The following is a 22661-nucleotide window of genomic DNA, read 5'->3' on the forward strand; positions in this document are numbered from 1 at the left end:
TCATGGCCAAAACGTTATACGAAAAATTATTTGATGCCCACGTGGTCTTTGAGGCGCCAAACGAAACGCCGCTGCTGTACATCGACCGCCACCTGGTGCATGAAGTCACCTCTCCGCAGGCGTTTGACGGTCTGCGCGCGCACCATCGTCCGGTACGTCAGCCAGGGAAAACCTTCGCCACGATGGATCACAACGTCTCGACGCAGACTAAAGACATTAATGCTTCCGGTGAAATGGCGCGTATCCAGATGCAGGAGCTGATTAAAAACTGTAACGAGTTCGGCGTCGAGCTGTATGACCTGAATCACCCGTATCAGGGCATCGTCCATGTGATGGGGCCGGAACAGGGCGTCACCCTGCCGGGCATGACCATCGTCTGCGGCGACTCCCACACCGCCACCCACGGCGCGTTTGGCGCGCTGGCCTTCGGCATCGGCACTTCTGAGGTAGAACATGTACTGGCGACGCAAACCCTGAAACAGGGGCGCGCTAAAACCATGAAGATTGAAGTCACGGGCAACGCCGCGCCGGGCATTACCGCCAAAGACATCGTGCTGGCGATCATCGGTAAAACCGGCAGCGCCGGCGGCACCGGGCACGTGGTTGAATTTTGCGGCGACGCTATCCGCGCGCTGAGTATGGAAGGCCGCATGACGCTGTGCAATATGGCGATTGAGATGGGCGCCAAAGCCGGTCTGGTCGCCCCGGATGAAACCACTTTCAACTACGTAAAAGGGCGTTTGCACGCGCCGAAGGGCCGCGATTTTGACGAAGCCGTCGAGTACTGGAAAACGCTGAAAACCGATGACGGCGCGACCTTTGATACTGTCGTCACCCTGCGAGCAGAAGAGATCGCGCCGCAGGTGACCTGGGGCACTAATCCGGGCCAGGTCATTTCCGTCACCGACATCATCCCCGATCCCGCCTCTTTTAGCGATCCGGTTGAGCGCGCCAGCGCCGAAAAAGCGCTGGCTTATATGGGCTTACAGCCGGGCGTACCGTTAACGGACGTTGCTATCGATAAAGTCTTTATCGGCTCTTGTACCAATTCGCGCATTGAAGATTTGCGCGCGGCGGCGGAAGTAGCCAAAGGGCGCAAAGTGGCGCCGGGCGTGCAGGCTCTGGTGGTACCGGGTTCAGGTCCGGTGAAAGCGCAGGCGGAAGCGGAGGGTCTGGACAAGATCTTTATCGAAGCAGGATTTGAATGGCGCTTACCGGGCTGTTCCATGTGCCTGGCCATGAATAATGACCGCCTGAACCCGGGCGAGCGCTGCGCATCCACCAGCAACCGTAACTTTGAAGGCCGTCAGGGCCGCGGGGGTCGCACGCATTTAGTCAGCCCGGCGATGGCCGCCGCTGCCGCCGTTACCGGCCACTTCGCCGACATTCGCAGCATCAAATAAGGAAACTACCATGGCAGAGAAATTTACCCAGCATACCGGCCTGGTTGTCCCACTGGATGCCGCCAACGTCGATACCGATGCAATTATCCCTAAACAGTTTTTGCAGAAGGTTACGCGCACCGGTTTTGGCGCCCATCTGTTTAACGACTGGCGCTTCCTGGACGAAAAGGGTCAACAGCCAAATCCGGAATTCGTGTTGAACTTTCCGGAATATCAAGGCGCGTCGATACTGTTGGCGCGGGAAAACTTTGGCTGCGGCTCGTCACGCGAACACGCGCCGTGGGCGCTGACCGATTACGGCTTTAAAGTGGTGATCGCGCCAAGCTTCGCCGACATTTTCTACGGCAACAGTTTCAATAACCAACTGCTGCCGGTAACCCTGAGCGACGCACAGGTCGATGAGCTGTTTGCTCTGGTGAAAGCCAATCCGGGGATTCATTTTGAAGTGGATCTGGAAGCACAGGTGGTGAAAGCAGGCGATAAGACCTACAGCTTTAAAATCGACGACTTCCGCCGCCACTGCATGTTGAACGGTCTGGACAGCATCGGGCTGACGCTGCAGCACGAAGACGCGATTGCCGCCTACGAAAATAAACAACCGGCATTTATGCGGTAACCTTTCACGCCTTACCGGGCCTACAGGTTATGCAATATCACCAGGTTGCCACTATATCCTGTAGGCCTGATAAGCGTAGCGCCATCAAGCGCCGGGTTACTCATCAGTCGCTCATGCCGGGGATATTCCGGCATTTTTTATACGTCTTTTACTCGCCCGCTCACCACCTGCGTGACCACAGAAACCGCCGCATAAATCCCGTTGAGACGCCGTCCCATCGTCGTCATCCAGAAACAGCCGAAATAAAAAAAGCCAGCAGATATTATCTGCTGGCGGGTGATTTTAGGCTATCGCCTACACCAATACTCAGTCACACATGATGTCTGCAATTGGCTTCAATCGGTCGCCTCCCACTGCATCAGTTCCGCGAGCATTTTTAAGCGCTGCGGCGCGCTCAGGCAAGCCAGCCAGGACGTTTTTTCCGTCGCGGCAAAATATCTCAACCAGAACTGGCGCATAGTGACCTCTTCCTCTTGCTTCATCGAAAGATATTATTGGCCTAATATAGGGATAATAAAATTGCTGAGTTTTTCATCGGAGTTCCCCTTTTATGCCCTCAGGTCGCCTGCAACAACAATTTATCCGTCTCTGGCAATGTTGTGACGGTAAAACGCAAGACACCACGCTTAATGAGCTGGCGGATCTGCTGAACTGTTCGCGTCGCCATATGCGTACGCTGCTAAATACGATGCAGGCGCGCGGTTGGCTAACATGGGAGGCCGAGGTTGGACGCGGAAAGCGTTCGCGTCTGACGTTCCTGTATACCGGACTGGCGCTGCAACAGCAGCGGGCGGAAGACCTGCTGGAACAAGATCGAATCGATCAACTGGTACAACTGGTCGGCGATAAAAGCGCTGTCAGGCAAATGCTGATTTCCCATCTGGGACGCAGCTTCCGCCAGGGGCGGCATATTCTGCGGGTTCTTTACTATCGTCCGATGCACAATCTCCTGCCGGGAACCGCATTACGTCGCTCGGAAACCCATATTGCCCGGCAAATTTTCAGTTCGCTCACGCGGGTAAATGAGGAAAACGGGGAACTGGAAGCGGACATTGCGCACCACTGGCAGCAAATTTCCCCTTTACTGTGGCGCTTCTACCTGCGCCCTGGCATTCATTTTCATCATGGCCGCGAGCTGGAGATGGAAGATGTCATCGCCTCGCTGACGCGTATCAATACGCTTCCGCTTTACTCGCACATCACAAAGATAGACTCCCCTACCGCGTGGACGCTGGATATTCATCTTTCCCAGCCGGATCGCTGGTTGCCGTGGCTGCTGGGCCAGGTCCCGGCGATGATTTTGCCGCGGGAGTGGGAAACGCTGGCTAATTTCGCCAGCCACCCTATCGGCACCGGGCCTTATGCCGTGCGGCGTAATACGCCAAACCAGCTCAAGATACTCGCCTTTGATGATTACTTCGGCTACCGGGCGTTGATAGACGAAGTGAACGTCTGGGTACTGCCGGATATCAGTGAAGAACCGGCCTGCGGCTTGATGCTGGAAGGGCCGATACAAGGCGGTGAAAAAGCGATAGAAAGCCGACTGGAAGAGGGGTGCTATTACCTACTATTCGACGCCAGAACGCCGCGCGGCGCACATCCGCAGGTCAGAGAATGGGTAAGCCACGTCCTCTCCCCCACCAATTTACTCTATCATGCCGATGAACCGCTACAGCAGCTCTGGTTCCCGGCCTATGGGCTTTTGCCGCGCTGGCATCACGCCCGTCCAGGCCCGGGCGAAAAACCCGCCGGGCTGGAAACCCTCACGCTGACCTTCTATCGCGAACACATTGAGCACCGGGTTATCGCCCGTATCATGAGCGCGCTTCTGGCTGAACATCAGGTGCATCTGCATATTCAGGAGATCGACTACGATCAATGGCACGCCGGCGAGATCGAAAGCGATATCTGGCTCAATAGCGCTAACTTTACGCTGCCGCTGGATTTCTCGCTGTTCGCGCACCTGTGCGAAGTACCGCTCTTGCAGAACTGCATTCCGCGCGACTGGCAGGGCGACGCCGCGCAGTGGCGCGCTGGCGAGATGAACCTGGCGAACTGGTGCCAGCAACTGCTGGCCAACAAAGCGATTGTGCCGTTGATCCACCACTGGCTGATTATCCAGGGACAGCGCAGTATGCGCGGGCTGCGCATGAATACCCTCGGCTGGTTTGATTTTAAATCGGCGTGGTTTGCGCCGCCAGATCCTTAACGCCAGCTCTTGATTGCTGCCCGGCAACAAAATCACTACACTAACGCCGAACTCAACGGGGTGCCGCGCTCATGCGCGCGCTGAGAAAATACCCGTCGAACCTGATCCGGATAATGCCGGCGAAGGGATTTGAGGCTACCTCTCAAGTCCTTTGCCACTCTTTAACTGAGGTGCAAAGTGTTAAAAAAACATCTTCCACTTTTACTCCTGTGCGCGGCGCCTGCTTTCGCCAAACCCGTTCTCACCGTCTATACCTACGACTCGTTCGCCGCCGACTGGGGGCCAGGCCCGGCGGTGAAAAAAGCGTTTGAAGCCGATTGCAACTGCGAGCTGAAACTGGTGGCGCTGGAGGATGGCGTTTCACTGCTCAACCGCCTGCGGATGGAGGGGAAGAACAGCAAAGCCGATGTGGTGTTGGGGCTGGACAATAATCTGCTGGAAGCGGCCACGCAAACTAAACTTTTTGCCAAAAGCGGCGTGGCGAATGAAGCGGTCAAGGTGCCCGGCGGCTGGAAAAACGACACATTTGTGCCGTTCGATTACGGCTATTTCGCCTTTGTCTACGATAAAAGCAAGCTGAAAAATCCGCCGAAAAGCCTGAAAGAACTGGTCGAGAGCGATCAAAAATGGCGGGTGATTTATCAGGACCCGCGTACCAGTACGCCAGGGCTGGGGCTGTTACTGTGGATGCGCAAAGTCTATGGCGATAACGCGCCGCAGGCCTGGCAAAAACTGGCGGCCAAAACGGTGACGGTGACGAAAGGCTGGAGCGAGGCCTACGGTTTATTTCTGAAAGGTGAAAGCGATTTGGTGCTCAGTTACACCACCTCTCCGGCGTATCACATTATTGAAGAGAAGAAGGACAATTACGCCGCCGCGAACTTCAGCGAAGGCCATTACTTACAGGTAGAAGTCGCGGCGCGTACCGTCGCCAGTAAGCAGCCGGAACTGGCGGAGAAATTCCTCAAATTTATGGTTTCTCCGGCGTTTCAGAACGCCATACCCACCGGCAACTGGATGTACCCGGTAGCGGACGTCTCCCTACCCGCAGGGTTTGAATCATTGGCCAAACCCGCCACAACGCTGGAATTCACGCCGCAACAAGTGGCAGCACAACGCCAGGCATGGATTAGCGAATGGCAACGCGCCGTCAGCCGTTAATTCCCGGCTGGCTGATTCCGGGGCTGTGCGCCGCCGCGCTGATGATAACCGTCTCGCTGGCGGCCTTTCTGGCGCTTTGGCTGAACGCGCCGTCGGGCGCGTGGTCGACAATCTGGCGGGATAGCTACCTGTGGCATGTGGTGCGCTTCTCATTCTGGCAGGCGTTGCTGTCCGCAGTGCTGTCTGTGGTCCCGGCGGTTTTTCTCGCCCGCGCGCTTTATCGACGCCGTTTTCCTGGACGTCTGGCGCTGCTGCGTCTGTGCGCCATGACGCTGATTCTGCCGGTACTGGTTGCCGTGTTCGGTATTCTTAGCGTGTATGGCCGTCAGGGCTGGCTGGCCTCGCTGTGGCAGATGCTGGGGCTTCAGTGGACATTCTCCCCCTACGGCTTGCAGGGCATTTTACTGGCGCACGTCTTTTTTAACCTGCCAATGGCGAGCCGTTTGTTGCTGCAATCTTTGGAAAGCATTCCCGGCGAGCAGCGCCAGCTCGCCGCCCAGCTCGGTATGCGCGGCTGGCATTTTTTCCGTTTTGTCGAATGGCCGTGGCTGCGCCGCCAAATTCCGCCCGTCGCGGCGCTGATTTTTATGCTCTGCTTCGCCAGTTTCGCAACGGTCCTGTCGCTCGGCGGCGGCCCGCAGGCCACCACTATCGAACTGGCTATCTTTCAGGCGCTCAGTTATGACTACGATCCCGCCCGCGCGGCGATGCTGGCATTAATCCAGATGGTCTGCTGCCTGGCGCTGGTACTGCTAAGCCAACGGTTGAGCAAAGCGATTGCGCCGGGGATGACGCTGACGCAGGGCTGGCGCGATCCTGACGATCGTCTCCACAGCCGTCTGACGGACGCCTTATTAATCGTGCTGGCGCTGCTGCTGCTGCTTCCGCCGCTGGTCGCCGTGGTGGTCGATGGCGTCAACCGCAGCCTGCCGGAGGTGCTGGCGCAACCCATTCTGTGGCAGGCTGTCTGGACATCGCTACGCATTGCGCTGGCGGCGGGCGTTCTGTGTGTGGTGCTGACCATGATGCTGCTGTGGAGTAGCCGCGAGCTACGCCAACGCCAGCAACTATTCGCCGGACAAACGCTGGAACTCAGCGGGATGTTGATCCTCGCGATGCCGGGGATCGTACTGGCGACAGGCTTCTTTTTACTGCTCAATAACAGCATTGGCTTACCGGAATCCGCCAACGGCATCGTGATTTTCACCAATGCGCTGATGGCAATCCCCTACGCGCTAAAAGTCCTGGAAAACCCAATGCGCGATATTACCGCCCGTTATGGAATGCTGTGCCAGTCATTAGGAATTGAAGGCTGGTCGCGGTTAAAGGTCGTGGAACTGCGGGCGCTGAAACGTCCGCTGGCGCAGGCGCTGGCGTTTGCCTGCGTACTTTCTATCGGTGATTTTGGCGTCGTCGCGCTTTTCGGCAATGACAATTTCCGCACGCTGCCGTTTTATCTGTATCAGCAGATCGGCTCCTACCGCAGCCAGGACGGCGCGGTGACCGCGCTGATACTATTGCTGCTCTGCTTTACGTTATTTACCCTCATAGAGAAACTACCGGGCCGACATGCTAAAACTGATTGATATCACCTGGCTTTACCATCATTTGCCGATGCGTTTTACGCTGGCGGTAGAACGCGGCGAGCAGGTGGCGATTCTTGGCCCCAGCGGCGCGGGGAAAAGCACGTTGTTGAATTTAATTGCCGGTTTTCTTGCACCTGCCAGCGGTACGCTACTGATTGCCGGCGAAGATCATACGCTTACGCCGCCCTCACGCCGTCCGGTCTCAATGCTGTTTCAGGAGAATAATTTATTCAGCCACCTGAATGTGCAGCAAAATATCGGTCTGGGGCTAAACCCTGGGTTAACGCTCAACGCCAGCCAGCGGGAAAAACGGGACGCTATCGCACATCAGATGGGCATTGAGAGTCTGATGACGCGTTTACCGGGCGAACTGTCCGGCGGCCAGCGTCAGCGGGTAGCGCTGGCGCGCTGCCTGGTACGTGAACAGCCGGTACTGCTGCTGGATGAACCGTTCTCCGCGCTCGATCCCGCGCTGCGCCAGGAGATGCTGACGTTGGTCAGCGATATCTGCCGCGAGCGACAGCTCACGCTGTTGATGGTCTCGCACAGCGTGGAAGATGCGGCGCGAATTGCGCCCCGGTCAATCGTCGTCGCCGACGGACGCATTGCGTGGCAAGGCAAAACAGACGAGCTACTAAGCGGTCAGGCCAGCGCCTCAGCGCTATTGGGCATCAAATCCCATATTTTGTAGGCCGGATAAGGCGAAGCCGCCATCCGGCAAAGGAATCGTTAGTAACCCACAACTTTGCGCAGAATATCGATATATACCGGCATCAGCGGGTGGCGAACCAGCACCACCAGCGCGACCACGCCGATCCCGAGCGTCAACGGCGCCAGATACAGCAAACGGCTGCGGGGGAAATACGCGGTTAAACGATCGACTGCCGCTTTGCCGCTGCGCCACAGCCGCCAGCATAGCCAGCCGCCGACCCACAGCAGCAACGCCGTCGCCAGCAGCAGCCATTTGAAATCTCCGCTCTGCATATCGGAAGGAATATCGATTGCCGCTCCCGCCAGAATGCCCGGCAGGAAATAAAACGGCGGCCACAGCAAACAGCCAATCAAGTTCGGCCCAATAAATTTCGCTACGGGAAGATCCAGCATCCCTGCCACCATCGGCACCAGCGGCCTCGTCGGACCGACAAAACGTCCGACCAGGATCGTGAACATACTGTGCTGATGCAGCGCGTGTTCGGTTTTATCCAGCAGCGACTTGTTCTTTTTCATAAAAGACCAGCGGTGTAGCGGCTTTTTAAAACGCCACCCCAGCCAGAACGAAATCCAGTCGCCCATCAGACAGCCGATAATACCCACCAGCCAGGCATGCCAAAAATTGAGCTCGCCGCTGCCGATAAGCGCGCCCAGCCCCGCCATCAGTACCGTGCCGGGTAAAATCAACCCCACCAGCGCCAGCGATTCCAGGAAGGCGACCAGCAACACGGCGATAAGCGAATACAGAGTGGATTGGGTGATAAAGTGTTCCAGCAGTGCTTGCATAGTGTGTCCGTCAGCGTGATGAAGCAGGGATTCTGCTTACCCCGTCCCCCTTCGTCAAGCCGTCAATTATCCGAATAGTTACGGCTTATGACATCTTTGTGGACACATCATTCACTTTTTATTCACATCCGGCCCTGAACTCGCTAGGACTTGCCCCGGTGCATTTTTTAAATACCCGCGAAAAATAGAGCTGATCGTCAAATCCAACATTGCGCCCAACGGTCGCTATCGGCATTCGCGTGGTGCTAAGCAGAAGTTTCGCCTGGCTGATACGCTGATCTTCGCGCCAACTCAATACGCTAATGCCTAACTGCTGGCGGAACAGATGCGATAACCGGGAGGGCGACAGGCAGACATGCTGGGCGACGCTGGCGATATCAAAATGACTGTCCGCGAGATGGTCGCTGATATACTGGCAGGCATCGCGCACACGGCTATCCATCGGCGGATGCAACGACTCATTAATTACCGCCATACGTCTGAGCAACAACTGCTCCAGCAGATTGATCGCCAGTAGCTCAGAATAGCGGCCTTCTCCTTGCCCGGCGCTGATGATCTGCCCGAACAGTTCGCTGAAATGCGGCTGGCGCGCCTCGTCCGGGCGGAAAAATCCTGTCTGGGCAAAGATTGTCGGCCAGGTCAGCCACTCCTGCCAGTAGGCGCGAGGCCGGAAATAAACCCACTGGTGATACCACTCGCTGGCGTCCGGATGCCGTCCATAGTGATGAATCTCGCCCGGCGGAAACAATAATATATCGCCAGGCCGACAGACAAACTGCTCGCCATTATTATTAATGACGCCCTCTCCGCGGATGGTCAGGTTAAGAATATATCCCTTCATGCCCAACGGACGATCGATAAAAAAATCCAGATATCCATTCGCTTCAATTGGCGTCAGTCCGGCGACCAGATGGGCATTAAATGAATATCCCGGCAATAGCGGATCATTTTGCGTTTCAGCCATGATTTCTCTACCCCCCGATGTTCAGAGAAGAAACAAATTGTCCATATTGACCAGGACGACAGAGCTTACGTCTCCGCAAGACCTTGCGCTTGATGAAAGCACGTATCAACCCCGCTTGTGAAAAGCGCTTTGTAACAAAAGCGTACAGTTCAGGCGATAAAATTAAGTAACAGAAGTGTCTATAACTATGGCTGGAATGTCCACATTGAATATTTGCACAGCGTCACACTTTGCAAAGCATTAGCATTTTTGTCCATAAGATTAGCGGATCCTGCCTGACGGTTTTTGCCGCGACTCTCTACTGTTTCTCCATACCTGTTTTTCTGGATGGAGTAAGACGATGGCAATTGCAATTGGCCTCGATTTTGGCAGTGATTCAGTGCGCGCTCTGGCAGTGGACTGCGCCACCGGCGACGAGATCGCCACCAGCGTAGAGTGGTATCCGCGCTGGCAAGAAGGCCGTTATTGCGACGGCCCGAACAACCAGTTCCGTCATCATCCGCGCGACTACATGGAGTCAATGGAGGCCGCGCTGAAAGCCGTTCTGGCACAATTAAGCGCCGCGCAACGCGCAAATGTCGTTGGCATTGGCGTTGACAGCACCGGCTCTACGCCAGCGCCGATTGACGCCGACGGTAACGTCCTGGCGCTGCGTCCGGAGTTCGCCGAGAACCCGAATGCGATGTTTGTGCTGTGGAAAGATCACACCGCCGTGGAAGAGGCCGACGAAATCACTCGTCTGTGCCATAAGCCAGGCAAGGTCGACTACTCCCGCTATATTGGCGGCATTTACTCCAGCGAATGGTTCTGGGCGAAGATTCTGCACGTCACCCGTCAGGATAGCGCCGTCGCGCAGGCCGCCGTCTCGTGGATTGAACTGTGTGACTGGGTGCCGGCGCTGCTTTCCGGCACCACTCGCCCGCAAGATATCCGCCGTGGCCGCTGCAGCGCCGGGCACAAAACGCTATGGCATGAAAGCTGGGGCGGTCTGCCGCCCGCGAGCTTTTTTGATGAACTCGATCCGTGCATTAACCGTCATCTTCGCTACCCGTTATTTAGCGAAACCTTCACCGCCGATCTGCCCGTGGGCACCCTGTGCGCCGAATGGGCGCAGCGCCTCGACTTGCCGGAAAGCGTAGTGATTTCCGGCGGCGCGTTCGACTGCCACATGGGCGCGGTTGGCGCGGGCGCACAGTCCAATACGCTGGTAAAAGTCATCGGCACGTCTACCTGCGACATTCTGATTGCGGATAAACAGAGCGTCGGGGATCGCGCCGTGAAAGGCATTTGCGGTCAGGTTGATGGCAGCGTGGTGCCGAACTTTATCGGTCTGGAAGCGGGGCAATCTGCTTTCGGCGATATCTACGCCTGGTTTAGCCGCGTGTTGAGCTGGCCGCTGGAACAACTTGCCGCGCAGCACCCGGAACTGAAAACCCAGATTAAAGCCAGCCAAAAACAGCTACTGCCAGCGCTCACCGACGCCTGGGCGAAAAATCCGTCCCTGGATCACCTGCCGGTGGTGCTCGACTGGTTTAACGGTCGCCGCACGCCAAACGCTAATCAGCGTCTGAAAGGCGTCATTACCGATCTCAATCTCGCCACCGACGCGCCAGCGCTGTTTGGTGGTCTGGTCGCTTCGACCGCCTTCGGCGCGCGCGCCATTCAGGAGTGTTTTACCGATCAGGGTATCGCGGTCAATAACGTGATGGCGCTTGGCGGCATCGCCCGTAAAAATCAGGTCATTATGCAGGTCTGCTGCGACGTACTGAATCGTCCGTTGCAGATCGTCGCTTCCGACCAGTGTTGCGCATTAGGCGCCGCTATCTTTGCCGCCGTCGCTGCGAAAGTCCATGCCGATATTCCTGCCGCCCAGCAAAGCATGGCAAGCGCGGTAGAACGCACTCTGCGTCCCCGCCCTGAACAGGCGCAACGCCTCGAACAGCTTTACCGCCGCTACCAGCAGTGGGCGCTAAGCGCAGAACAACATTATCTTCCGACTGCCGCGCCGGCGCCAACGACCCCGGCCAATCAGGCAATCCTGACTCATTAAGGACACGACAATGACGATTTTTGATAATTATGAAGTATGGTTTGTGATTGGCAGCCAGCATTTGTATGGCGCAGAAACCCTGCGTCAGGTCACTCAACATGCCGAGCATGTGGTCAACGCGCTGAATACCGAAGCCAAACTGCCATGTAAACTGGTATTAAAACCGCTGGGCACCTCGCCGGATGAGATTACCGCCATTTGTCGTGACGCCAATTATGACGATCGCTGCGCGGGGCTGGTGGTCTGGCTGCACACCTTCTCCCCGGCCAAAATGTGGATCAACGGGCTGAGTATCCTTAACAAACCACTACTGCAATTCCATACCCAATTTAACGCCGCCCTGCCGTGGGACAGCATCGATATGGACTTTATGAACCTGAACCAGACTGCGCACGGCGGCCGCGAGTTCGGTTTTATCGGCGCGCGGATGCGCCAGCAGCACGCGGTCGTCACCGGTCACTGGCAGGATAAAGAGGCCCATACGCGTATCGGCGCCTGGATGCGCCAGGCGGTCTCTAAACAGGATACCCGCCAGCTAAAAGTCTGCCGCTTCGGCGACAATATGCGTGAAGTCGCAGTGACTGACGGTGATAAAGTGGCCGCGCAAATCAAATTTGGCTTTTCGGTCAATACCTGGGCGGTCGGCGATCTGGTGCAGGTGGTGAATTCTATCGGCGACGGCGATATCAACGCTCTGATTGACGAGTATGAAAGCAGCTATACCCTGACGCCCGCCACCCAAATCCACGGCGATAAACGCCAGAACGTGCGAGAAGCGGCGCGTATTGAACTCGGTATGAAGCGTTTCCTGGAACAGGGCGGCTTTCACGCCTTTACGACGACATTTGAAGATTTGCACGGCCTGAAACAACTCCCGGGTCTGGCCGTACAGCGTCTTATGCAACAGGGCTACGGCTTTGCGGGCGAAGGCGACTGGAAAACCGCCGCTCTGCTTCGCATTATGAAAGTGATGTCAACCGGTCTGCAGGGCGGCACCTCATTTATGGAGGATTACACCTACCACTTCGAGAAAGGCAACGATCTGGTGCTCGGCTCGCACATGCTGGAAGTGTGTCCGTCCATCGCGGTGGAAGAGAAACCGATCCTCGACGTCCAGCACCTCGGCATTGGCGGCAAGGAAGATCCGGCGCGTTTGATTTTCAATACCCAAACCGGCCCGGCGATCGTCGCCAGCCTGATCGACCTCGGCGATCGTTATCGCCTGCTGGTCAACTGCATTGACACCGTAAAAACGCCGCACTCCCTGCCGAAACTGCCGGTAGCTAACGCGCTGTGGAAGGCGCAGCCGGATCTGCCGACCGCCTCCGAAGCGTGGATTCTGGCTGGCGGCGCGCACCATACCGTCTTCAGCCACGCGCTGGATCTGAACGATATGCGCCAGTTCGCAGAAATACACGATATCGAAATCGCGGTGATTGATAACGATACCCGTCTGCCGACCTTTAAGGACGCGCTGCGCTGGAACGAGGTGTATTACGGGTTCAAACGTTAATTGGTGAAACGGATTGCCCGGTGGCACTGCGTTTACCGGGCCTACGGTCCTGTAGGCCGAATAAGGCATTTGTGTCGCCATCCGGCACACCGTCGCTCGTAGGCCGGATAAGCGAAGCGCCATCCGGCAGGGAGAAAACAATGTTAGAAGATCTCAAACGCCAGGTACTGGAAGCCAATCTAGCGCTGCCAAAACACAACCTGGTCACCCTTACCTGGGGTAACGTCAGCGCCGTCGATCGCGAACGCGGCGTACTGGTGATTAAGCCGTCCGGCGTCGATTATAGCGTCATGACCGCTGACGATATGGTGGTGGTCAGCCTGGAGACCGGTGAAGTCGTTGAAGGTCATAAGAAACCGTCGTCCGATACGCCAACCCACCGTCTGTTGTACCAGGCATTTCCGACTATCGGCGGCATCGTACACACCCATTCGCGCCACGCGACTATCTGGGCGCAGGCGGGTCAGCCGATTCCGGCGACGGGAACCACCCATGCCGACTATTTCTACGGTACGATTCCCTGCACTCGCAAAATGACCGAGGCGGAAATTAATGGCGAGTATGAATGGGAAACGGGCAATGTCATTGTTGAAACCTTTGAAAAACAAGGTATTGACGCCGCTCAAATGCCCGGCGTGCTTGTCCATTCGCACGGCCCGTTTGCCTGGGGTAAAAATGCCGAGGATGCCGTGCATAACGCCATCGTGCTGGAAGAAGTGGCCTATATGGGGATTTTCTGCCGCCAGCTTGCGCCGCAGTTGCCCGACATGCAGCAATCCCTGCTGGATAAACACTATCTACGCAAACATGGCGCAAAAGCCTATTACGGGCAGTAATGCCTCTAAAAACGCGTCCCATGGGGGGCGCGTTGATGAATCTGGTCGGTGATATATTCAGCAAATGTGCTTTGATAGACGTAATGATCAGAACTCACATATTCAATAATATTATCATAATGTCCCTGCCACGCTTTTCCTTCCAGCGCATGGAAGAAAATATAATCTTCGATTGTTGACTGCCAGCGTTGCCCATTTAACAGATAGTTAATAATGGTATCCCGATGTCCGTTTTTTCTGTCGTGTCCTTGCCAGTGAAAAAAAGCATTGCCGTTTTCAATAATCTCGGTACGCCAAATCTGTTCGGTCCATGTTTTATACTCAAAAAATCGACTCACGGTTTTTATGGAAGGGTTAGCGCGTTGAGTATTGACGAAAAGATAACGGTCGCTCCCTACCAGACACGCCTGCATACTCACATTCATAAAAGATAATTCCCGAATACCACAAATTTTGATAAAAACACCCGCACCCGAAAGTCAAAATAAAATTATATTCTAAAATAAAAATTAAATTATGCAGAGAGTTCCCGACGAATTCGCACTGTAATCCATTTTTATTTAACCATAGCGGCCAATTGGAATATTATATTTCTACCTGACGGTGCGGATGTTCCAAATGAAATTGTTACACTTTTCATTAATTAAAACAAACAAAAAATATCGCTTTTTTGTTAATCCGAGAAATAAGTAACAGATTCGAACAAGCGCCTTTCTGAAAAATACTGAATGTATGAAAACAGACTTGACACAAAACAGCTAATACATGGGTAAAAATGGTAAATAAACATGATTCAAAATTAGCAGTTATAGGATAATTATATCTGCTGTATATACCGGCATCATTATATTGATAAATATACGTCAGCAAAAATATCTGACGCTAAAAGCCATTTTATCGTTAAAATATCCATTACACCCGTCACGGGGAACGAACTCATTCATGAAATATCGCTACATCATCAGAATCGCGGCAGGCATAATTCTCATTATGGCTACGGTGTTTATCCATAATGCCATCGCTATTTATCAGTTCAGTCAGCAAAACCAGACGCGCGTAGCTGACTGCGCGATTGTCGCAGGAGCAGGCGTTAGCGGAAAAACGCCTTCTCCCGTTTTTCAGGCCAGACTGGATCATGCCATCTGGCTTTACCAACAACACATAGTCCGCGCGTTGGTATTAACCGGCGGCTACGGCGCTGGCGCAACGGTTTCCGACGCGGCGATAGCCCGTCAATACGTTCTGGAAAAAGGCATTCCGGCTAAGGCGATTTTTATTGAAGAGCGCTCTACCGTGACGCGCGAAAATATTCGTTACGCAAAACAGATACTGCGACAACAACAATGGCGCACAGCGTTACTGGTCAGCGATCCGCTGCATATGCTGCGTCTGAAAACTATCGCTCAGGATAATGGTATCGATAGCCGCTCATCACCCACGCGATCCACCCGCTATAAATCCTGGTGGGCGCAAACCCGCTTCTTACTGCGAGAAACTTTTTATTACAGCGGATATCGGCTTTTACGTTATATGCCTGTACAAAATAACAGTATTACCCCCTAAAACAGGTTATAATTAGCGTGAATTTTTTAGACAGGTAATCATCGTGGCGCAGGCAGGTTTCATTTTAACCCGGCACTGGCGGGATACGCCGCAAGGGACGGAGGTCTCTTTCTGGCTGGCGACAGACAACGGCCCTGTGCAGGCGACGCTGGCGCCGCAAGAGTCCGTGGCGTTTATTCCGACCAGCCAGACCTTCCGCGCAGCCTCGCTGCTACAGGCGGAAAAAGACTATCGCCTGACGCCGCTCCAGCTGCGAGACTTTCATCGTCAGCCGGTATCCGGTCTGTATTGCCGCACTCACCGCCAGCTTATGCGGATGGAGAAACTGCTGCGCGAAAACGGCGTCACCGTTTATGAAGCGGATGTACGCCCGCCGGAACGTTACCTGATGGAGCGTTTTATTACGTCGCCCGTTTGGGTAGACGGCGAGATGCGCAACGGCGTTATCCGCAATGCGCGTCTTAAACCCCACCCCGACTATCGACCGCCGCTAAAATGGGTCTCGCTGGATATCGAAACCACGCGACACGGCGAACTGTATTGCATTGGTCTGGAAGGCTGCGGCCAGCGTACCGTTTATATGCTGGGTCCGGCGAATGGCGATGACCGCCAACTGGACTTCGAGCTTGTGTATGTCGCCAGCCGCCCGCAGTTGCTGGAAAAACTCAACGCCTGGTTTGCCGAACATGATCCTGACGTCATCATCGGCTGGAACGTGGTGCAGTTCGACCTGCGTATGCTGCAAAAACATGCCGAACGCTACCGTATCCCTTTACGGCTGGGGCGAGACAATAGCGAACTGGAGTGGCGCGAACATGGCTTCAAAAACGGCGTTTTTTTCGCCCAGGCCAGAGGGCGAGTCATTATCGATGGTATCGACGCGCTTAAATCCGCGTTCTGGAATTTTTCGTCTTTTTCGCTGGAAGCCGTCTCGCAGGAACTGCTCGGCGAAGGAAAATCCATTGATAATCCCTGGGATCGTATGGATGAGATCGATCGCCGCTTTGCCCAGGATAAACCCGCCCTCGCCACCTACAACCTGAAAGACTGCGAGCTGGTCACGCGCATTTTCCATAAAACCGAGATCATGCCGTTTTTGCTGGAACGCGCGACGATCAACGGCCTGCCGGTCGATCGCCACGGCGGTTCGGTCGCCGCATTCGGGCATCTTTACTTTCCGCGAATGCACCGCGCCGGCTATGTCGCGCCCAATCTCGGCGAAGTGCCGCCGCTGGCAAGTCCCGGCGGCTACGTAATGGATTCACAACCCGGATTATACGATTCAGTACTGGTGCTGGATTATAAAAGCCTGTACCCGTCGATTATCCGCACGTTTTTGATTGATCCCGTCGGGCTGGTCGAAGGCATGGCGCAGCCGGATCCGGAACACAGTACCGAAGGTTTCCTTGACGCCTGGTTTTCACGAGAAAAGCACTGCCTGCCGGAAATTGTTAGCCAAATCTGGCACGGGCGCGATGAAGCCAAACGTCAGGGCAATAAACCGCTCTCGCAGGCGCTTAAAATCATTATGAACGCCTTTTATGGCGTACTCGGCACCACGGCCTGTCGCTTTTTCGATCCCCGTCTGGCGTCGTCAATCACCATGCGCGGTCATGCGATTATGCGCCAGACCAAAGCGCTGATTGAGGCGCAGGGTTATGACGTGATCTATGGCGATACCGATTCCACTTTCGTCTGGCTCCGGCGCGCGCATTCAGAAGCCGATGCGGCGGAAATCGGGCACAGGCTGGTACGTCACGTGAACGAATGGTGGGCGCAGACGTTACAACAGCAAAATTTGACCAGCGCGCTGGAACTGGAGTTTGAAACCCACTTTTGCCGTTTTCTGATGCCGACCATCCGCGGCGCGGATACTGGCAGTAAAAAACGCTACGCGGGCCTGATTCAGGAAGGCGACAGCCAGCGCATGGTATTTAAAGGTCTGGAAACGGTGCGGACCGACTGGACGCCGCTGGCGCAGCGCTTTCAACAGGAGCTGTATCTGCGTGTTTTTCGCAATGAACCTTATCAAGACTATGTGCGCGAGACTATTGATAAACTGATGGCGGGCGAACTGGACGCGCAGCTGGTTTATCGTAAGCGTCTGCGTCGCCCTTTACATGAGTACCAACGTAACGTTCCGCCGCACGTTCGCGCCGCCCGGCTGGCGGATGAACAAAACCTGAAGCAGGGTCGTCCGGCGCAGTATCAGAATCGCGGCGCCATAAAATATGTCTGGACTGTTAACGGCCCCGAGCCCGTGGATTACCAGCAGTCGCCGCTGGATTACGAACACTATCTTACCCGCCAGCTACAACCCGTGGCGGAAGGAATTCTTCCCTTCGTTGAAGATAATTTTGCTACACTACTGACCGGGCAACTGGGGCTATTTTGACGCGTGACGAAAGCGCCGCCTTCCAGTACCATAGCGCCCTTTCCATTCCTGGACCTAATTAACGCCACTACCACATTAGCCTGGTAGCGGGGTCGTATACTCGCAATTATCCAGTGCTGTCGCCTGGGAATGGCGAGTAATGCCTGCAATTAAAGATATAGAGCCGAACACATATGCCTTTTACACTTGGTCAACGCTGGATCAGCGATACAGAAAGCGAGCTGGGACTTGGAACCGTTGTTGCGATGGATGCGCGAACCGTCACCTTACTTTTCCCGTCCACGGGGGAAAACCGCCTGTATGCGCGCAGTGATTCTCCCGTGACCCGCGTCATGTTCAACCCTGGCGATACGATTACAAGCCATGAAGGCTGGCAGCTACATATCGATGAAGTAAAAGAAGAAAATGGCCTGCTTGTTTATGTCGGCACCCGCCTGGATACCGAAGAGACCAATGTGACGTTGCGCGAAGTTCTGCTCGACAGCAAGTTGGTTTTCAGTAAGCCCCAGGATCGTCTGTTCGCCGGTCAAATCGATCGAATGGATCGGTTCGCGCTGCGCTATCGCGCCCGTAAATTTCAGAGCGAGCAGTACCGGATGCCATACAGCGGTCTGCGCGGTCAGCGGACCAATCTGATCCCGCATCAGCTTAATATCGCTCATGATGTGGGTCGTCGCCACGCGCCGCGCGTACTGTTGGCGGATGAAGTGGGCTTAGGTAAAACCATTGAAGCCGGGATGATTCTGCATCAACAGTTATTATCCGGCGCGGCGGAACGCGTATTGATCATCGTTCCGGAAACCCTGCAACACCAGTGGCTGGTAGAAATGCTGCGCCGTTTCAACCTGCGCTTCGCGCTGTTCGATGACGAACGCTATACCGAAGCGCAGCACGACGCGTATAACCCGTTTGAAACCGAACAACTGGTGATCTGTTCGCTGGATTTCGCCCGCCGTAATAAGCAGCGTCTGGAACATTTGTGCGACGCCGAGTGGGATTTGCTGGTGGTCGACGAAGCGCATCATCTGGTGTGGAGCACCGATGCGCCGAGCCGTGAATATATGGCCATCGAACAATTAGCTGAACGCGTACCGGGCGTGCTGCTGCTGACCGCCACGCCAGAACAGCTGGGGATGGAAAGCCATTTCGCCCGTCTGCGCCTGCTCGATCCGAACCGTTTCCACGATTTCGAACAGTTTGTCGAAGAACAGAAAAACTACCGCCCTGTCGCTGATGCGGTGGCCATGCTGCTGGCGGGCAATAAACTCAGCAACGACGAACTGAACAGGCTGGGCGATCTGATCGGCGAACAGGATATTGAACCGCTGTTGCAGGCCGCTAATAGCGATCGCGACGACGCGCAGGCCGCCCGTGATGAGCTGGTGTCGATGCTGATGGATCGCCACGGCACCAGCCGCGTTCTGTTCCGCAACACCCGTAACGGCGTCAAGGGGTTCCCGAAACGTGAACTGCATACGGTAAAACTGCCGCTGCCGACCCAGTATCAGACCGCCATTAAGGTCTCCGGCATTATGGGCGCGCGTAAAAGCGCGGAAGATCGCGCCCGCGATATGCTCTATCCGGAACAAATTTATCAGGAGTTCGAAGGCGATACCGGCACCTGGTGGAACTTCGACCCACGCGTTGAGTGGCTGATGGGCTATCTGACCAGCCATCGTTCGCAAAAAGTGCTGGTGATCTGCGCCAAAGCGACCACCGCGTTACAGCTGGAGCAGGTGCTGCGCGAACGCGAAGGCATCCGCGCCGCCGTGTTCCATGAGGGCATGTCGATTATCGAACGCGACCGCGCCGCCGCCTGGTTCGCCGAAGAAGATACCGGCGCGCAGGTGCTGTTATGTTCCGAAATCGGCTCCGAAGGACGTAACTTCCAGTTTGCCAGCAATCTGGTGATGTTCGACTTGCCGTTTAACCCGGATCTGCTGGAACAGCGTATTGGTCGTCTGGATCGTATCGGCCAGGCGCATGATATCCAGATCCACGTCCCGTACCTGGAAAAAACCGCCCAGTCGGTGCTGGTTCGCTGGTATCACGAAGGGCTGGACGCCTTTGAGCACACCTGCCCGACCGGTCGCGCGATTTATGATTCAGCCTACGCCAGTCTGATTAACTATCTGGCCGCGCCTGAAGAAACCGACGGGTTTGACGATCTGATCAAATCCTGCCGCGAGCAACATGAAGCGCTAAAAGCCCAGTTAGAGCAGGGCCGCGACCGCCTGCTGGAGATCCACTCCAACGGCGGAGAAAAAGCCCAACAGCTCGCACAAAGCATTGAAGAACAGGACGACGACACCAACCTGATCGCGTTCGCCATGAACCTGTTCGATATCGTCGGCATTAACCAGGACGATCGCGGCGACAACCTAATCGTGCTGACGCCGTCCGACCACATGTTGGTGCCGGATTTCCCCGGCCTGCCGGAAGACGGCTGTACTATCACGTTTGAACGTGATGTAGCCCTGTCTCGCGAAGATGCGCAGTTTATTACCTGGGAACATCCGCTCATCCGTAACGGACTGGATCTGATCCTCTCCGGCGATACCGGCAGCAGTACCATTTCGCTGTTGAAAAATAAAGCGCTGCCAGTCGGCACGCTGCTGGTCGAACTGGTTTACGTCGTGGAAGCGCAGGCGCCGAAACAGCTACAACTGAACCGCTTCCTGCCGCCGACGCCGGTACGTATGCTGTTAGATAAAAACGGCAACAATCTGGCCGCCCAGGTCGAGTTTGAAACCTTCAACCGTCAGCTCAGCGCCGTGAATCGCCACACCGGCAGCAAACTGGTTAACGCCGTGCAACAGGACGTCCATGCCATTTTGCAACTGGGCGAGACGCAGATTGAAAAGTCCGCCAGATCGCTGATTGATAACGCGCGTCGCGAGGCGGATGAAAAACTGTCTGGGGAACTGTCGCGTCTGGAAGCGCTGCGCGCCGTCAACCCGAACATTCGCGACGACGAACTTGCCGCTATCGACAGCAACCGTCAGCAGGTGCTGGAAAGCCTGAATCAAGCAGGCTGGCGTCTGGACGCGCTGCGTCTTATCGTCGTCACGCACCAATAACGGAGCCGTACATGGGGATGGAAAACTACAATCCGCCGCAGGAACCCTGGCTGGTTATCCTGTATCAGGATGAGCACATTATGGTGGTCAATAAGCCCAGCGGCCTGTTGTCCGTGCCGGGGCGTCTGGAAGCGCACAAAGACAGCATTATGACGCGTATCCAGCGCGACTACCCGCAGGCAGAGTCGGTGCATCGTCTGGATATGGCCACCAGCGGCGTGATTGTAGTGGCGCTGACCAAAGCCGCGGAGCGGGAGCTAAAACGCCAGTTCCGCGAACGTGAGCCGAAAAAGCAGTATGTGGCGCGCGTATGGGGGCATCCCTCCCCGGCGGAAGGACTGGTTGACTTACCGCTTATCTGCGACTGGCCGAACCGGCCAAAGCAGAAAGTGTGTTATGAAACCGGCAAACCGGCGCAAACGGAATATAACGTGGTGGAGTTTGCGGCGGATAATACCGCCCGCGTGGTGCTCAAACCGATCACCGGACGTTCGCATCAGCTTCGTGTGCATATGCTGGCGTTAGGCCACCCGATTTTAGGCGATCGGTTTTACGCCTCGCCGGAAGCGTTGTCGCTGGCGCCGCGTTTGCAGTTACACGCCGAAATGCTGACCATTACCCATCCCGCTTACGGTAACAGCATGACGTTTAAAGTCCCGGCAGATTTTTAAATTCAGAGCCAATTTATGCCGGGGCGCTTCGCTTGCCCGGCCTACATTCATTAACGTAGGCCGGATAAGGCGCTAGCCGCATCCGGCAATTCAATCACTTGAAGCCTTTCTGTTCTTTGATTAGCTCATACGCTTTCTGAATTTCCTGCGCTTTTTGCTTCGCCATTTCCATCATTTCCGGCGGTAAACCTTTCGCGACCAGTTTGTCCGGATGATGCTCGCTCATCAGTTTGCGATAAGCGCGTTTAATGGTGGTTGCATCGTCGGTGGTTTTAACCCCCAGCACATTACAGGCATCTTCCAGCGTCGGGCCGCGCTGCGCCTGCTGCCAGCCGCCGCCGGACTGTTGATGATAACCGCCGCCAAACTGCGCGCCGCCCTGCATCATGCGCAGAAACTGATCGAACTGTACGCGGGAAATACCTAGCTCTTCCGCAATCACATACAGCACTTCCCGCTCATTAGGGTGTAGCGAGCCATCGGCAAACGCCGCCTGGATCTGAATTTCCAGAAACATCCGGATCAGATCAAAACGCCCGAAGCAGACGCTACGAAACTGCCGCATCTTTTCACGTAATGGGTAATTATCCGCTTTTCCGACCCGAAAGGCGTTCTGCGCGGCAGTACGTGAATCGCCGTGTAAATTCATACGATCCATCAACTGACTGGCGATATGAATATCCGCTTCCGTCACCCGTCCTTTTGATTTGGTTAAGTGGCCCATTACCTCAAAGGTGGTGGCAAAAAACAGCGCCTGCCGTTCCCGCTGGTTGGCAAACCACGCCATTTTTCGGCTGCGGGCTTTGTCGAACATATGGCCCACCAGCAGACCCAGGACCACGCCCCAAAAGCCGCCGCCCATCATCAGGGCTACGGCGACGCCAATTATCTTTCCCCAGTACTGCATAGACTCCCCAAAACGTTACGCTATCGGTGAGGCTATCTCCCACAAAATAAGGTGCTTTTCTGCGAATGAAGGCTACGGTCAATTGTGGGACATCGCCTATAATTTGCATTATCATACCTGTCATTCAATGCCGTGCCTAACACCACAGACGCTAAACGGCAGGATTAACACTGGCGCAGCGAAGATGAGTAAGTTAGGCTGTGACCGTTT

The 22661-nt window shown here is 55.3% G+C and carries 18 protein-coding genes and 1 riboswitch; of the genes, 13 read left to right on the forward strand and 5 right to left on the reverse strand.

Features of this window, described 5'->3' with window-relative positions; translation table 11 throughout:
* Positions 1-2 precede the first annotated feature (2 nt).
* Both leuC and leuD read left to right on the forward strand, forming a co-directional pair.
* Positions 3-1403, forward strand: coding sequence for a 3-isopropylmalate dehydratase large subunit (gene leuC / locus EOS98_RS18675; RefSeq protein ID WP_001140632.1), 1401 nt, complete (start codon positions 3-5; stop codon positions 1401-1403).
* Positions 1404-1413: 10 nt separating this feature from the next.
* Entirely contained in the window at positions 1414-2019 is a 606-nt protein-coding gene (gene leuD / locus EOS98_RS18680; protein ID WP_000818264.1) for a 3-isopropylmalate dehydratase small subunit, read from the forward strand.
* 335 nt (positions 2020-2354) lie between these two features.
* Here the strand turns inward: leuD and sgrT are convergent, their stop codons facing one another.
* Positions 2355-2477 carry a glucose uptake inhibitor SgrT gene (sgrT, locus tag EOS98_RS18685; protein WP_001248755.1) on the reverse strand — a complete coding sequence of 41 codons (123 nt, stop codon included), beginning with the start codon at positions 2475-2477 and terminating at the stop codon, positions 2355-2357.
* Between the two features lie 92 nt (positions 2478-2569).
* Here sgrT and sgrR point away from each other — a divergent pair, with 92 nt between their 5' ends.
* From sgrR to thiQ, 4 genes are all read left to right on the forward strand, one after another.
* Positions 2570-4228, forward strand: coding sequence for an HTH-type transcriptional regulator SgrR (gene sgrR, locus EOS98_RS18690; protein ID WP_064043304.1), 1659 nt, complete (start codon positions 2570-2572; stop codon positions 4226-4228).
* 46 nt (positions 4229-4274) lie between these two features.
* A riboswitch (TPP riboswitch) is annotated at positions 4275-4374 on the forward strand.
* A gap of 31 nt (positions 4375-4405) precedes the next feature.
* A complete protein-coding gene (thiB, locus tag EOS98_RS18695) occupies positions 4406-5389 on the forward strand; it encodes a thiamine ABC transporter substrate binding subunit (RefSeq protein ID WP_127821197.1) in 984 nt (327 codons plus the stop codon).
* Entirely contained in the window at positions 5365-6975 is a 1611-nt protein-coding gene (gene thiP / locus EOS98_RS18700; protein ID WP_126524282.1) for a thiamine/thiamine pyrophosphate ABC transporter permease ThiP, read from the forward strand. The genes thiB and thiP overlap by 25 nt, the downstream gene beginning before the upstream one ends.
* A complete protein-coding gene (gene thiQ, locus EOS98_RS18705; protein WP_000915970.1) occupies positions 6959-7666 on the forward strand; it encodes a thiamine ABC transporter ATP-binding protein ThiQ in 708 nt (235 codons plus the stop codon). Before thiP ends, thiQ begins: the two co-directional genes overlap by 17 nt.
* Positions 7667-7704: 38 nt before the next feature.
* Here the strand turns inward: thiQ and EOS98_RS18710 are convergent, their stop codons facing one another.
* Together EOS98_RS18710 and araC are read right to left on the reverse strand one after the other, a co-directional pair.
* Positions 7705-8472, reverse strand: a complete 768-nt coding sequence (locus EOS98_RS18710; protein WP_001148369.1) for a DedA family protein — start codon at positions 8470-8472, stop codon at positions 7705-7707.
* Between the two features lie 118 nt (positions 8473-8590).
* Positions 8591-9436: an arabinose operon transcriptional regulator AraC gene (araC, locus tag EOS98_RS18715; protein WP_000852387.1), complete on the reverse strand. Its 846-nt coding sequence runs from the start codon at positions 9434-9436 to the stop codon at positions 8591-8593.
* Positions 9437-9776: 340 nt separating this feature from the next.
* On the opposite strand from araC, the gene araB reads away from it, so the two are divergent.
* The 3 genes from araB (at position 9777) to araD (ending at position 13835) form a co-directional block, all read left to right on the forward strand.
* The gene (araB, locus tag EOS98_RS18720; protein WP_126524283.1) at positions 9777-11486 is read left to right on the forward strand and encodes a ribulokinase; all 1710 of its coding nucleotides are present in this window, start codon (positions 9777-9779) and stop codon (positions 11484-11486) included.
* Positions 11487-11496: 10 nt separating this feature from the next.
* Positions 11497-12999: an L-arabinose isomerase gene (gene araA / locus EOS98_RS18725; RefSeq protein ID WP_126524284.1), complete on the forward strand. Its 1503-nt coding sequence runs from the start codon at positions 11497-11499 to the stop codon at positions 12997-12999.
* 140 nt (positions 13000-13139) lie between these two features.
* On the forward strand, positions 13140-13835 hold the full coding sequence (araD, locus tag EOS98_RS18730) for an L-ribulose-5-phosphate 4-epimerase (protein WP_000888685.1): 696 nt from the start codon (positions 13140-13142) through the stop codon (positions 13833-13835).
* A gap of 5 nt (positions 13836-13840) precedes the next feature.
* On the opposite strand, the gene EOS98_RS18735 is transcribed toward araD, so the two are convergent.
* On the reverse strand, positions 13841-14260 hold the full coding sequence (locus tag EOS98_RS18735) for a DUF4751 family protein (RefSeq protein WP_126524285.1): 420 nt from the start codon (positions 14258-14260) through the stop codon (positions 13841-13843).
* 517 nt (positions 14261-14777) lie between these two features.
* On the opposite strand from EOS98_RS18735, the gene EOS98_RS18745 reads away from it, so the two are divergent.
* The 4 genes from EOS98_RS18745 to rluA all read left to right on the forward strand — a co-directional run bounded on the left by EOS98_RS18745 (position 14778) and on the right by rluA (position 21544).
* Positions 14778-15398: a YdcF family protein gene (locus tag EOS98_RS18745; RefSeq protein ID WP_000877512.1), complete on the forward strand. Its 621-nt coding sequence runs from the start codon at positions 14778-14780 to the stop codon at positions 15396-15398.
* Positions 15399-15441: 43 nt separating this feature from the next.
* A complete protein-coding gene (gene polB, locus EOS98_RS18750; protein WP_000035709.1) occupies positions 15442-17793 on the forward strand; it encodes a DNA polymerase II in 2352 nt (783 codons plus the stop codon).
* 173 nt (positions 17794-17966) lie between these two features.
* Complete coding sequence (gene rapA / locus EOS98_RS18755; RefSeq protein ID WP_126524286.1) at positions 17967-20873, forward strand: RNA polymerase-associated protein RapA; 2907 nt, start codon at positions 17967-17969, stop codon at positions 20871-20873.
* Positions 20874-20884: 11 nt separating this feature from the next.
* Positions 20885-21544, forward strand: a complete 660-nt coding sequence (rluA, locus tag EOS98_RS18760) for a bifunctional tRNA pseudouridine(32) synthase/23S rRNA pseudouridine(746) synthase RluA (RefSeq protein WP_000525196.1) — start codon at positions 20885-20887, stop codon at positions 21542-21544.
* Positions 21545-21638: 94 nt separating this feature from the next.
* Here rluA and djlA read toward each other — a convergent pair whose 3' ends face one another.
* Positions 21639-22451, reverse strand: coding sequence for a co-chaperone DjlA (gene djlA, locus EOS98_RS18765; RefSeq protein WP_001200595.1), 813 nt, complete (start codon positions 22449-22451; stop codon positions 21639-21641).
* Positions 22452-22661: the final 210 nt, after the last annotated feature.

The organism is Salmonella sp. SSDFZ69, assembly GCF_004010755.1.
GTDB lineage: Bacteria > Pseudomonadota > Gammaproteobacteria > Enterobacterales > Enterobacteriaceae > Salmonella > Salmonella enterica.